We start from the raw sequence: 12,707 nt of genomic DNA, 5'->3' as shown, positions 1-12,707 counted from the left end.
ACGCGGAGGTGCGACGTGCTGCCAGGACGGGGACGAAACGGCCGTGCCGCGAGGCCTGCCCGCATCCTGGGCACGCGCACCGCGTGGACGCCCGTCGGCGACGGGGAGTTCTTCTGTCCCGGCTGCGGGGGTGACCGCAACTACCAGCGGCTGACCGGGCGCCGCCGCTTCACGCTGCTGGGCGTGCCGGTGCTGGCGCGCGGCGAGACCGGGCCGGTGGTGGAGTGCGCGGCCTGTCGCCGTCACTTCGGCACCGACGTGCTGGACCACCCCACCACCACCCGCTTCTCCGCGATGCTCCGCGACGCCGTCCACACCGTCGCCCTCGCCGTCCTCGCCGCGGGCGGCTCCTGCGCCCGTACGGCCCTGGAGACCGCCGCCTGTGCGGTCCGCGCGGCCGGCTTCGACGACTGCACCGAGGAGCAGCTCGACGCCCTGGTCGAGGCGCTGGCCGCCGACACCGGCCGAGTGCTCGGTGAACCCTGCGGAGCGGGCCTGGCCATAGAGCTCCACGAGGCCCTGGACCCCCTTGCCCCGCACCTGGCCCCCGCGGGCCGCGAATCGATCCTCCTCCAGGGCGCCCGCATCGCCCTGGCCGACGGCCCGTACACCCCCGCCGAGCGGGAAGTCCTGAGCACGGTGGGCGCGGCGCTGACGATCTGCGGGGACGATGTGACGCGGCTGCTGGCGGCGGCCCGTACTCCGTCCTAATACTCCCCGGGGAGTAACAGAGGCCTTCCGCCGCCCCCGGAAGTACTGTTCAACTCGCCCTCCCGCCCGACGAACCCGCCCCTTCGCGCCGGGAGTCTGGAGACGACCCAGACACCGGACCGGAGGGAGGCCCGCCAGATGGGGGCCGTAAGGACATCCGTACGACGACGGCGGGGCATTCCCTGGCTCGTGCTCGGGCTGTGGATCGTCGTGCTGGCGATCGCCTCGCCGTTCGCCTCGAAGCTTGCCGATGTGCAGCGGGACCGGGCCGTCGACTATTTGCCGGCCAGCGCCGACTCCACCCAGGTCGCCAAGATCCAGGACCGGCTGCCCGGCGGCGAGACCACGCAGATGGTCGTCGTCTATCACCGGGACGGGGGACTCACGGAGGCCGACAAGGCCACCGCCGCCGAGCAGATCGCCGAGATAGAAGGCGCGCATCGGCTCGTCACCGAGCCCACCGGGGTTCCGTCCAAGGACGGGACCACGCTGATGTATCCCGTCGCCAGCAACGAACCCGGCACCGATGAGGAAGCCCGGGACGAACTCGTCAACGACGTGCGGGACGTCGCGCAGGGCTCGGACGGGCTGAGTGTGGAGGTCGGCGGTGAGGGGGCCCTGGCCACCGATGCCTCCGAGGTCTACAACTCGCTCGACGGACCGCTGCTCTACACCACCGTCGCCGTCGTGGCGCTGCTGCTGATCATCATCTATCGCAGTCCGTTCCTCTGGCTGGTGCCTCTCGTCGTCGCCGGGGTCGCCAACTACCTGTCCATGGCCGTCGCTTATGGGCTCAACCAGTGGTTCGGCACCTCCGTGTCCGGCCAGAGCTCCGGGATCATGACGATCCTCGTCTTCGGCGCGGGCACCGACTACGCCCTGCTGCTCGTCTCCCGCTACCGCGAGGAACTGCGCCGCATCGAGCGGCCGTACGACGCCATGGTCGCCGCGCTGCGGGGCTGCGGGCCCGCCGTGCTCGCCTCCTCCGGGACCGTCGCCGCGGGACTGCTCTGTCTGCTCGCCGCCGATCTCAACTCCAGCCGGGGCATGGGGCCGCTCGGCACCGTCGGTGTGCTGTGCGCGCTCGTCGCCATGCTGACGCTGCTGCCCGTCGTCCTGGTGCTGCTCGGGCGGCGTGTGTTCTGGCCGCTGATCCCGCGGTACGGCAGCACCCCCAAGGCGCGCCGCTCGCTGTTCGCCGCGATGGGCAGCTCCGCCGGACGCCGCCCGGTGACCGTGCTCGTCGGCGGCGCCCTGCTCCTCGGGGCGCTCGCACTCGGCACGTTCAATCTGCCCGGCGATCTCAAGCAGGAGGACTCCTTCACCAGCAAGCCCGACGCGGTCGCCGCCATGGAGACCCTCAACCAGGCCTATCCCGAGCGCTCCACCCAGGCCATCACCGTCATCACCCCGGCCGACCGCGCCGAGGCCACCCTCACCGACATCCGCGGCACCGAGGGTGTCGACAGCGCCGAACCCGGACGTACCGGAGAGGGCTGGATCGAGATCTCCGTGCTCGCCTCCTCGGCGCCGCAGTCCGCGGGGGAGACCGCGACCATCGAGGAACTGCGCGACCGGCTCGACGGCTCCTATGTCGGCGGACCGAGCGCCGAGCAGATCGACCTGAAGGACACCAATGCCCGCGACCGGCTGATCGTCGTACCGATCGTGCTGGTGTCCGTGTTCCTCATCCTGGTCGCGCTGCTGCGCTCGATCGTCGCGCCACTGATCCTGGTGGCGGCCGTGGTCGCCGTATGGGCCGCCGCCCTCGGCATCGGCGGGCTCGTCTTCGGGCCGGTGTTCGGCTTCGAGGGCACGGATCCGGGGCTCGGACTGCTCTCCTTCGTGTTCCTGGTCGCCCTCGGCGTCGACTACGGCATCTTCCTGATGCACCGTATGCGCGAGGAGTCCCTGAACGGCGCCGAACCCGTCCCCGCCGCGCTCACCGCGCTGCGCACCACGGGCGGGGTCATCGCCTCCGCGGGCCTGGTCCTTGCCGCCACCTTCGCGGTGCTCACCAGCATGCCGATGGTGCAACTCGTCGAGCTCGGCTTCGTCATCGCGGTCGGCGTGCTCCTCGACACCTTCCTGGTCCGCACCTACCTGGTGACCAGCGCGAGCGTCGCACTGCGCCGCAAGCTGTGGTGGCCCGGCGCCCTGTCCAAGGAGCCCGAGAACCCCGTACCACCGAAGGAACCGGAGCGGATCACCGCCGCAGCCCACTGACCGACCGGCGCCCCTCCGCCTTGATGGCTCGGTCGCCTACGGGCGCTTTCAGCCGGTGTATAGAGAGCGATCGTGCTCAGCCCTTCGGGCCTCCGCGCGTTCGCTCTCTATACACCGGCGCGCCCTTCGGCTCCCTCGCTGTCTCCCGGAGGGCGCCTTCCTGGCGGAAGATGACCCCCGTGCAGCAACCCAACCCGGCGGCCCGTCCGCGTATCGGCGAGCGGATCATGGCCGCGATCAACCGTGAACCGACGACCGCCCCGCACGGCACCCGCAATGACGCGCTGCTCGCGGTGGCGGCGGCCCTTGTGGCCGTCTGCATGGCGCTGTTCACCGACGACGGCCGCCGGCCCGACGGCCTCGGCTGGGTGCTGCTGGTCGGTGCCCATGTGCCGCTGGTGTGGCGGCGGCGCAGGCCGCTGCTGGTGATCGCCGCGGTGGTGGCGCTCGTCGTGCCCTACCACGCCCTCGACAACAACCACACCGCGCCCGTCCCCGCCTCGTTCATCGCGCTGTACACGGTCACCGTCACCCAACGCCCCCTCAGAACACTCCTGGTCAGCGGCGCGGGCCTCGGCATCTCCCTGACCGTGATGCTCACCGCGGGCGAGAACAAACAGGCCGCCGAACTGCTGCGCATCTACGGCTGGGTCGTCGCCGTCATCTTCGTCGGCATCGCCACCCGCTACTACCGCCAGTACGTCGCCGCCATCGTCGAACGCGCCGAACGTGCCGAGCGCACCCGCGAGGAGGAGGCCCGCCGCCGGGTCGCCGAGGAACGTCTGCGCATCGCCCGCGATCTGCACGATCTGCTCGCCCACAGCATCACCCTGATCGGTGTGCAGACCTCGGTCGCCGCGCATGTGCTGGCCGCCGACCCCGAGCGCCTGGACCGGGAGACGGTCGCCAAGGCCCTCGACGACATCGCCGAGACCTGCCGCAGCGCCCGCGGTGAACTGCGCACCACGCTGGAGGTGCTGCGCGAGCCCGGCCCGGCCGACGCGCGCGGCCCGCTGCCCGGACTCGACGGTCTGCCCGACCTGGTGGAGGCCGCCCGGCTGGCGGGCGCGAAGGTCGAGCAGACGGTACGGATCCGGCAGGCGCCCCCGGCCGTCGGCGCCGCCGCCTACCGCATCGTCCAGGAGGCGCTCACCAACGCCGTACGGCACGCGGGACCCGAACCGGCAGTCCGGGTCGACCTGCACGAGCGGGACGGCGCCCTGCATCTCGCCGTCACCGACGACGGCACCGGGCCGACCCCCGGCAAGCCGCCCGGCTTCGGTCTGGTCGGAATGCGCGAGCGCGCCCGCAGCGTGGGCGGCACACTCGACGCCGGGCCGTGCGACCGGGGCGGCTTCCAGGTGACCGCCGTACTTCCGCTGGGAGGAGCCACGTGACCATCCGCGTCCTGCTCGCCGACGACCAGACCCTGGTCCGGGCCGCGTTCGCCATGCTCGTCGAGTCCGCGCCGGACATGGAGGTCGTGGGACAGGCCGGCACCGGCCGCGAGGCGCTGGAACTGGCCCGCACCGAACGCGCCGACCTCGTCGTGATGGACATCCGCATGCCCGACCTCGACGGCATCGAGGCCACCCGGCTGATCGCGGCCGACGAGGACCTCGCCGGGGTGCGGGTACTGGTGCTGACGACGTACGACACCGACGAGCACATCGTGGAGGCGCTGCGGGCCGGGGCCTCCGGTTTCCTGGTGAAGGACACCCGTCCGGCCGAACTCCTCGACGCCATCCGCACGGTCGCCGCCGGTGAGGCGCTGCTGTCACCGGGCCCCACGGCACGGCTGATCGCGCGATTTCTGCGCAGCCCCTCAACCCCTGCCGTGGGCGGTCCCGAGTGCCTCTCCGAGCGGGAGCGCGGGGTGCTCACGCTGGTCGCACGGGGGCTCAACAACACCGAGATCGCGGACGCGTTGGGGCTCAGCCCGCTCACGGCGAAGACCCACGTCAGCCGCATCATGGGCAAGCTGGGGGCGCGCGACCGGGCACAGCTGGTCATCGTGGCGTACGAGTCGGGTCTGGTGACTCCGGGAACCATGTGACGGACAGGTCAACTGACACTCCGTCAAGGGAGCTCGATGGCCCTCCTGAGCCGCACACTTCTTGTCACCGCAGTACTCCTCACCCCGCTCACCGCGACCGGCCGGGCCTCGGCGGTCGCCGAATGCACGTCCTCCGTCCCGTATGTCTCGGGGCAGGGCGGCTACGACACGTACCGCATCCCGGCGACGGTCGCCACCCGCCGGGGCACGCTGCTGGCCTTCGCCGAGGGCCGGCACGACAGCGCGGGCGACACCGGGAACATCGACGTCGTCCTCAGACGATCCGCCGACGGCGGCTGCACCTGGGGCCCGCTGACCGTGGTGGCCGCCGGGGACGGCGACACCCGGGGCAATCCGGCGCCGGTGGTGGATCCGCGTACGGGCGCGATCGTGCTGGTCACCTCCTACAACAGCGGGGCCGTGACCGAGGGGCAGATCATGCGGGGCGAGGTGACACCGGAGCAGAGCCGCCGGGTCTTCGTCCAGAAGAGCTGGGACGACGGCCTGCGCTTCGGCCGGCCGCGGGAGATCACCGACCAGGTGAAGCAGCCGAACTGGCGCTGGTACGCCACCGGACCCGGGCACGCCGTCGCCATCCGGTACGGCGCCCACGCGGGCCGTCTCGTGGTCCCCTCCAACCACTCCGCGGCCCCGCCGCCCGGCTCCGCCGACTCGGGCCAGGAGCCCAAGTACTACGGCGGCCACGCCATCTACAGCGACGACGGCGGCACCACCTGGCGCACGGGTTTCGTGGACGACGACTACGACGGCCGGCACAACGCCAACGAGACCACGGCCGCCGAACTGCCCGACGGCAGGCTCTACTTCAACGCCCGCGACCAGCACGGCACCAGCATCGGCCACCGCCTCGACAGCTGGTCGGGGGACGGCGGCCGGAGCCTGTTCCGGCCGTACGCCGTCCAGCCCACCCTCAACGAGGTGCCCGTCGTGCAGGCGAGCATCCTCCAGCTCCCCGGATTCGGCGCGCCCCTGCTGTTCTCGGGCCCGTCCGTGCCCACCTCCCGGCAGGCCATGGCGGTCTGGCGCAGCACCAACGGCGGGACGAGCTTCACCAAGGTGCTGACGCTGTCTCAGCAGCGGGCCGCCTACTCGGACCTCGTGAGAGTCGACCCGGGCACGGTCGGAGTCCTGTACGAGACGGGCGTGAGCGGGCCGTACGAGTCGATCGAGTTCCGCCGGCTGCCGGTGAACACCCTCTAGAGCAGCCCGGCAGCCGCGGGACGTCAGCGGTCGAAGGCCGTGCCCAGGCCGCCCTGCGAGGAGGTCATCCCCAGTGCCGACGGGCCGAAGGAGGCCGAGCCGGTGCCGGTCACCTGGGTGGCGGTGCCCTTGAGCGCCCAGACCGCACCGGCCCAGGAGTTCTCCCCCGGCGCTCCGGCGAACAGCTCCGCACGACCGTCGCCGGTGGTGTCGGCCAGGTGCACGGCGGCGCCGAAGGCATCGGCCCTCTCGGCGGTGCCGGGCACCGAGGCGGTGTCCTGGGTGAGGGACTTCGCGCCCGTCGTGGTGAGCCCCGTGCCGCCGCCCAGCAGGACGGTCACCGAACCCGCGCCGGCCAGGGTGCCGAGGCCTTCCCCGCGGGCGCCGATCGCGAGGTCGAGACGGCCGTCGCCGTTCACGTCGCCGAGGGAGACGGCGCGGCCGAAGTCGTCCCCGTACTCGGCGGTGCCCGGGACACCCGCGCTGTCCTGGTGGAACAGGGTGCGCGGGCTCGTGGTGTCCGGGCCGGAGGCGGTCCCGCGCACGATCTCGACGGCGCCGCCCAGGCGGGTGACCTCCTCGGTGCCGTCCATGTCCTCCTCGCCGCTGCGGCCGAGCACGATGTCGGCGTAGCCGTCCCGGTCGAGGTCGCCCACGGCGACGTCGGCGCCGCCGTCCAGGGGCTGACCGGTCTTCGGGTCCTTCAGTATCCGCGCGGCCGTCAGTCCGTCGCGGCTGCCCGCGAAGTACTCCGCCAGGCGGGGGCCGTGGTACGGCAGCTCCCCCTCGCCGTGCGAGACGACGGCCACGACATCACTGATGCCGTCGCCGTTGACGTCCCCCGTGGCCAGGGTGGGGGCGTTCCAGAGCTCCTCCTCCGCGCCGTCGACCCGGACGTCCATCGTCTCGGTGCGGGCCGGCCCGGTGGTCCGGCCGAACGGGCCGTGGGCGACCCTGGTGCCGGTGGCCAGGTCCGGGTGACCGTCCCCGTCGAAGTCGCCTGCGGTCAGGGCCTGGCCGAGGGACTCGCCGTCGGCGCCCTTGACGACGGTGCCGCCGGTGAGGCCGCCCTTGCCGCCCCACAGCACGGTCAGCGTGCCCGAGCCGTAGAGGGTTCCGGAGTCCTCGCCGCGCGATCCGACGACGAGGTCGGTGTAGCCGTCGCCGTCGAGGTCGGCGGCCGTCATGGCGGAGCCGAACTGGTCGTCGGCCTCCGCGCTGCCCGGCACCCCGCTGCTGTTCTGGTGGTGGACCTTGCGGGACTGCTCCTTCAGCGCCAGGGTGCGGCTGCCGTAGGTCACTGCGATGTATCCGGCGCCCTTGTGGCCGCTCACGGTGGCATGGGGTGCGGCCGTGGCGGTGTCGGCGACGCCGTCGCCGTTGAAGTCGGCCTTCGCCAGGCCGGTGGCGGCTACGGCGGCCGGGTCGGCCTGCGCCACGGGTGCGAGGGCGGCCGATGCCGCCATCGCCACGGCGGTGGCCACCGTCATACGAAGTGTGCGCTTGCGCACAGGGCCTCCTGCTCAGAGTGCGGTGGTGCGACGAGCCGTCAGGTCGGCCCGCGCACCACCTCAAGACCCGCGGTGAAACCGAATGGTTGTACGCAGTCCATTCGGCGTTCACCTCAGAGCAGACCGGCCGCCGCCAGGAACTTGCCGACCCGCTCGACCTCTTCCTGCGCGAGCGGCACCTGGGGTTCGGCCGTCGCCGGGCAGTCGATGATCCCGCGCAGATGCAGGGCCGCCTTGAAGGCGCCCAGCGCCGAGGAACTGCCGCCCATCCGGGCGGGATCGCCGACCCGGACCATGCCGAACAGGGCGCACAGCCGCTCCTGTTCGGCCCGGGCCCGGTGCCAGTCGCCGCTCCGGCACAGCCGGTCCAGGTGGACGTAGCCGTGCGGGTCGACATTGGCGAGACCGGGCACCGCGCCGTCCGCGCCCAGCGCCAGCGCCGCGTCGACGACCAGCTCGGAGCCGGTCAGCACGCTGAAGTCGGTGATGTCGGGGTGGGCCCGGACGCCGGTGACGACCTCACGGAAGGCGGCCAGATCGCCGCTCGAGTCCTTCAGCCCGGCCAGTACGCCCTCGGCGGCCAGCTCCAGGACCAGATCGGCGGGGAGCTTGGTGCGCACGGCGGCCGGGATGTCGTAGGCGAGGACGGGGACCGGGCTCTCGGCGGCGATCAGCCGATAGTGGCGGGCGATCTCGGCCGGGTGGGTGGCCGCGTAGAACGGGGCCGTCGCCACCACCGCGTCCGCCCCGGCCCCCACCGCCTTGGCCACGTGGTCCAGCACCCGGGGCGTCGTCATGTCGATCACCCCGGCCAGCACCGGCAGCCGGCCGCCCACATGCAGGGTCACCGTCTCCACCACAAGACGCCGCTGCCGGTCCGTCAGATACGCGGCCTCTGAGGTCGAGCCGAGCACGAACAGCCCCCGTACTCCGCCGTCCACCAGATGGTCGACCAGCCTGAGCAGCGAGTGGACATCGACCTCGCGTTCCGGTGTCAGAGGCGTGCAGACGGGCGGGATGACACCGGTGAGCGGGTTCATGATGGCTCCCTTGCGGACTGTGCCAGGTCGCGGGTCGACCGGTCCTCCTCGACAGGATGGTGGCAGCGGTATCGGTGCCCCGGCGTGGACGCGTCGGAAAATTCCGGCATCTCCTGTGCGCACACTTCTGTCGCCTTCCAGCACCGCGTCCGGAAGGGGCAGCCGCTGGGCGGCCGGGTGGCCGAGGGGACCGGTCCGACCAGCGGGATCGGGTCGACCGGATGCAGCAGCCCGGGGGTCGCCGAGAACAGGGCGCGGGTGTACGGGTGACAGGAGCCGTCCGTCACCCGGTCGGCCGGGGCCTCCTCCACGATCCGGCCGAGGTACATGGTGATCACGCGGTCGCTCATCCGCCGTACCGTCTGGATGTCGTGCGAGACGAAGACCAGGGCCAGGCCCAGGCGCTCCTTGAGGTCCAGCAGGAGATTGAGGATCTGGGCGCGGACCGACACGTCCAGGGCGCTGGTCGGTTCGTCCGCGACCACCAGATCGGGGTCGAGGGCCAGGGCGCGGGCGATGGCGACGCGCTGCCGCTGGCCGCCGGAGAGCTGCCCCGGAAGGGCGTCGGCGAGGGCCCGGGGGAGGCCGACGAGGGTCATCAACTCCCGTACGTGGTCGTCGCGTTCACGTCGTGTGCCCTGCTCGTGGACGTCCATCGGGTCGCGCAGGATCCGCCGGACGGTCAGCCGCCGGTTGAGGGCCGTCGAGGGGTCCTGGAAGATCATTCCGGTGCTGCGGCCGACCGTCTCGCGCCGCTCGCCCGGCGGCATGGTCCACAGGTCTCGGCCCCGGAAGGTCACCGTGCCGTAGGTCGGCCGTTCCACCCCCACCAGCACTTTCGCCAGCGTCGACTTCCCGCACCCCGACTCGCCGACCACGCCGACGGTCTCGCCGGGGGCCACCGCGAGGTCGGCGCCGGTCAGGGCGTACACGCGGTCCCGGGTGAACAGGCCGCCGCTGCGGGCCTTGTGGACGACGTGGGTGTCGGTCAGTTCGACGATCGACTTCAATTCACGACCTCCGTGGTCACCAGCTCGACCGCCGGGTGGTGGCAGGCCGCCGTATGGGTGGGGGTGCCCAGCAGATCGGGCGGGGTCGTGCGGCACAGGTCGGTCGCCCGGGGGCAGCGGTCGGCGAACCGGCAGCCCTCGGGGAAGTCGGCGGGGGACGGGACGACGCCCTTGATCTGCGTCATTCGCTCGGCGGCCCCCTCCAGCGACAGCACGCTGCCGAGCAGCCCGCGCGTGTAGTGGTGGGCCGGTGCCTCCACCAGGTCGGCGGTCACCCCGGTCTCGACGACCTGTCCGCCGTACATCACCACCACCCGGTCAGTGACGTCCGCGATCAGGGCCAGGTCGTGCGAGACGAGGATCAACGCGAAGCCCAGCTCCTCGCGCAGCCGCAGCAGCAGCGCCATGATCTGCGCCTGCACGGTGACGTCCAGCGCGGTCGTCGGCTCGTCGGCGACGATCAGCTTCGGCTCGCGGGACAGGGCCATGGCGATCAGCACGCGCTGACGCTGGCCGCCGGAGAGCTCGTGCGGGTAGCTGCGCAGGGTGCGTTCGGGGTCGAGGCCGACGAGGGTGAGCAGTTCGGCGGGGGTACGGCGGCCTCCGCGCCGTACGACCTGTTTGAGCTGGGCGCGGATGGTCATCGCCGGGTTCAGCGAGGACAGGGCGTCCTGGTAGACCATCGCCATCTCGTGCCCGAGCAGTTTGCGCCGCGCCCGCATCGGCTCGGCCAGCAACTCCCGCTGGTTGAAGCGGACCTGGCCGCTCACGCGGGCGCCCTTGGGCTGCAGGCCCATGATGGTCAGTGCGGTGAGCGACTTGCCGCAGCCCGACTCGCCGACCAGGCCCAGCACCTCGCCGGGCTGCACCTCGAAGCTGATGCCGTCGACGATGTCCACGCCCCGGTGGCGGCCCTCGAAGCCGATGGCGAGGTGCTCCACGGCCAGCACCGGCTGGGCGCCCATGGGCAGGGGTCGGGCCCTGGAGCGCAGCCGCCGGGCGGCCTCGGCAAGTCCGGGCAGCTGTACCACGGCCCCGCTGCCGGGCTCCGGCGCCTCGATCCGGTCCGGCTCCTCGTGGACCTCCACCTCCCGGGCCGCCGGTGCCGCCCATGCGTCCGAGACGCCCTCGGAGAGGATGTTCAGCGAGAGCACGGTGAACAGGATCACCAGGCCCGGGAAGACCGTCGCCCACCAACCCCCGGTCAGCACCATGTTCTTGCCGTCCGCGATGACACTGCCCCAGGACGGGTCGGGCGGCCGCACCCCGGCGCCGATGAAGGACAGCGACGCCTCGAAGACGATGGCCTCGGCGACCTGCACCGTGCAGAAGACCAGGACGGGCGCCGCGCAGTTGATGGCCACGTGCCGCCACACGATGTGCGGGGTCCGGGCGCCGATCACCCGTTCCGCGGTCACATAGTCCTCGCCGTACTGGTCGAGGACGTTGGCCCGGACCACACGGGCCACCGGCGGGGTGAACAGGAAGGCGATGGCGCAGATCAGGACGGTGATCCCGCCGCCGAACACCGCGACCAGGACGGCCGCGAGGGCGATGCCGGGGAACGCCATCACCACGTCCAGACAGCGCATCAGCGTCTCGTCGACCGCCTTGCGGGAGGTCGCCGCGACCGCCCCGATCAGCGCGCCCGCGACCAGGGCCAGCGCGGTGGCGCCGAGGCCGATGGCGAGGGACCAACGGGCGCCGTACATCAGCCGGCTGAGGATGTCCCGGCCCAGGCTGTCCTGGCCCATCCAGTACTCGGTCGAGGGGTGTCCGGTGCCGTCGACGGGTGGCTGCTGGTCGAGCGGATCGTGCGGGGCCAGCAGCGGCGCGAACAGGGCGACGAAGACCACCAGGGCCAGGAAGCAGACGGCCAGCTTCGACATCAGCGGCAGCCGCCGCCGGCCGCGCAGCCGGATGCCGGGGCGGGAGAGGGCCTCGGTGAGGCTCTTGCGCGTCATGATCATGCGGCCGCATCCCTCAGTCGCGGGTTGACCAGCAGGTAGAGGACGTCGATCACGAGGTTGACGATCACAAAGCCGAACGCCGTGGTCAGTACGACGCCCTGGACGACCGCCGGGTCGCCGTTCTTCACGGCGTCGATCATCAGCTTGCCCATGCCGGGCAGCGAGAAGATCGTCTCGATGACGACCGCGCCGCCCAGCAGATAGCCGACCCTGAGGCCCAGCACGGTGAGCGGATTGACCAGGGCGTTCCTGAGCACGTTCCGGCCCACGACCACCCGCGGCGGCAGTCCGCTGCCGATCGCCGTGCGGACGTAGTCCTTGTCCAGCTCCTCCACGACCGACGTCCGCACAATGCGGGTGAGCTGGGCCGCCACCGGCAGCGAGAGGGCCAGGGCGGGCAGCGTCATCGTCTTCAGCCAGCCGGTGAAGGAGTCCGCGGGGTTGATGTAGCCGCCGGTCGGGAACCAGCCCAGGTCCACCGCCAGGTACTGGATCATCAGCAGCGCCAGCCAGAAGCCGGGCGCGGCCACGCCGGTCAGCGAGACCACCCGGATGATCTGGTCCGGCAGCCGGTCGCGGTAGATGGCCGCGGTGACTCCGCCGAGCAGCGCCAGCACCATCGCGATGCCGAGCCCGAGGAAGGTGAGCTGCATGGTGAGCGGCAGCGCGGTCATCACCTGGTCGATCACCTCGCCGCGGGTGAGCGCGCTGGTGCCCATGTCGCCCTGCAGCAGATCGCCCACGAAGGCGAGGTAGCGCACGGGCAGCGGATCCAGCAGGCCGTTCTCCTCACGGAACTGGTGGAGTTGCTCGGGGGTGGGGTTCGCCCCCTGGAAGAAGGCGGACGCCGGGTCGACGTCCGAGAAGCGCATCACCAGGAACACGAACAGCACGATGCCGAGCATCAGCGGGACGAGCAGGAGGATGCGGCGGAGCAGGATCCGTACGACCGCGGTCATGCC

At 72.0% G+C, this 12,707-nt stretch carries 10 protein-coding genes; 5 read left to right on the top strand and 5 right to left on the bottom strand.

Annotated elements, in window-relative coordinates; translation table 11 throughout:
• Window positions 1-15: 15 nt before the first annotated feature.
• The 5 genes from OHT76_RS14775 to OHT76_RS14755 all read left to right on the top strand — a co-directional run bounded on the left by OHT76_RS14775 (window position 16) and on the right by OHT76_RS14755 (window position 6,214).
• Window positions 16-711, top strand: a complete 696-nt coding sequence (locus OHT76_RS14775) for a tellurite resistance TerB family protein (RefSeq protein ID WP_328871285.1) — start codon at window positions 16-18, stop codon at window positions 709-711.
• Window positions 712-849: 138 nt separating this feature from the next.
• Window positions 850-2,937: an MMPL family transporter gene (locus OHT76_RS14770; protein ID WP_328871284.1), complete on the top strand. Its 2,088-nt coding sequence runs from the start codon at window positions 850-852 to the stop codon at window positions 2,935-2,937.
• Window positions 2,938-3,107: 170 nt separating this feature from the next.
• Entirely contained in the window at window positions 3,108-4,334 is a 1,227-nt protein-coding gene (locus OHT76_RS14765; RefSeq protein ID WP_328871283.1) for a sensor histidine kinase, read from the top strand.
• Window positions 4,331-4,993 carry a response regulator transcription factor gene (locus tag OHT76_RS14760; protein ID WP_328871282.1) on the top strand — a complete coding sequence of 221 codons (663 nt, stop codon included), beginning with the start codon at window positions 4,331-4,333 and terminating at the stop codon, window positions 4,991-4,993. Before OHT76_RS14765 ends, OHT76_RS14760 begins: the two co-directional genes overlap by 4 nt.
• 36 nt (window positions 4,994-5,029) lie before the next feature.
• The gene (locus OHT76_RS14755; RefSeq protein ID WP_328871281.1) at window positions 5,030-6,214 is read left to right on the top strand and encodes a sialidase family protein; all 1,185 of its coding nucleotides are present in this window, start codon (window positions 5,030-5,032) and stop codon (window positions 6,212-6,214) included.
• 23 nt (window positions 6,215-6,237) lie between these two features.
• Here the strand turns inward: OHT76_RS14755 and OHT76_RS14750 are convergent, their stop codons facing one another.
• From OHT76_RS14750 to OHT76_RS14730, 5 genes are all read right to left on the bottom strand, one after another.
• The gene (locus OHT76_RS14750) at window positions 6,238-7,725 is read right to left on the bottom strand and encodes an FG-GAP and VCBS repeat-containing protein (protein WP_328871280.1); all 1,488 of its coding nucleotides are present in this window, start codon (window positions 7,723-7,725) and stop codon (window positions 6,238-6,240) included.
• A 113-nt stretch (window positions 7,726-7,838) separates the two neighbouring features.
• The gene (locus OHT76_RS14745) at window positions 7,839-8,765 is read right to left on the bottom strand and encodes a dihydrodipicolinate synthase family protein (protein ID WP_328871279.1); all 927 of its coding nucleotides are present in this window, start codon (window positions 8,763-8,765) and stop codon (window positions 7,839-7,841) included.
• Window positions 8,762-9,775: an ABC transporter ATP-binding protein gene (locus OHT76_RS14740; RefSeq protein ID WP_328871278.1), complete on the bottom strand. Its 1,014-nt coding sequence runs from the start codon at window positions 9,773-9,775 to the stop codon at window positions 8,762-8,764. The genes OHT76_RS14745 and OHT76_RS14740 overlap by 4 nt, the downstream gene beginning before the upstream one ends.
• Window positions 9,772-11,745: a dipeptide/oligopeptide/nickel ABC transporter permease/ATP-binding protein gene (locus OHT76_RS14735; protein WP_328871277.1), complete on the bottom strand. Its 1,974-nt coding sequence runs from the start codon at window positions 11,743-11,745 to the stop codon at window positions 9,772-9,774. The genes OHT76_RS14740 and OHT76_RS14735 overlap by 4 nt, the downstream gene beginning before the upstream one ends.
• A complete protein-coding gene (locus OHT76_RS14730; RefSeq protein ID WP_328871276.1) occupies window positions 11,742-12,704 on the bottom strand; it encodes an ABC transporter permease in 963 nt (320 codons plus the stop codon). The genes OHT76_RS14735 and OHT76_RS14730 overlap by 4 nt, the downstream gene beginning before the upstream one ends.
• Window positions 12,705-12,707 lie beyond the last annotated feature (3 nt).

Origin of the sequence: Streptomyces sp. NBC_00287 (assembly GCF_036173105.1) — a bacterium.
Taxonomy (GTDB): domain Bacteria; phylum Actinomycetota; class Actinomycetes; order Streptomycetales; family Streptomycetaceae; genus Streptomyces.
This window is presented reverse-complemented; position numbering and strand designations above follow the sequence as displayed.

Bases quoted from the DNA above. Each gene is read 5' to 3' on its own strand.
- OHT76_RS14770 (WP_328871284.1), top strand. From the start codon at position 850: ATGGGGGCCGTAAGGACATCCGTACGACGACGGCGGGGCATTCCCTGG.
- OHT76_RS14765 (WP_328871283.1), top strand. From the start codon at position 3,108: ATGACCCCCGTGCAGCAACCCAACCCGGCGGCCCGTCCGCGTATCGGC.
- OHT76_RS14755 (WP_328871281.1), top strand. From the start codon at position 5,030: ATGGCCCTCCTGAGCCGCACACTTCTTGTCACCGCAGTACTCCTCACC.
- OHT76_RS14745 (WP_328871279.1), bottom strand. From the start codon at position 8,765: ATGAACCCGCTCACCGGTGTCATCCCGCCCGTCTGCACGCCTCTGACA.
- OHT76_RS14735 (WP_328871277.1), bottom strand. From the start codon at position 11,745: ATGATCATGACGCGCAAGAGCCTCACCGAGGCCCTCTCCCGCCCCGGC.
- OHT76_RS14730 (WP_328871276.1), bottom strand. From the start codon at position 12,704: ATGACCGCGGTCGTACGGATCCTGCTCCGCCGCATCCTCCTGCTCGTC.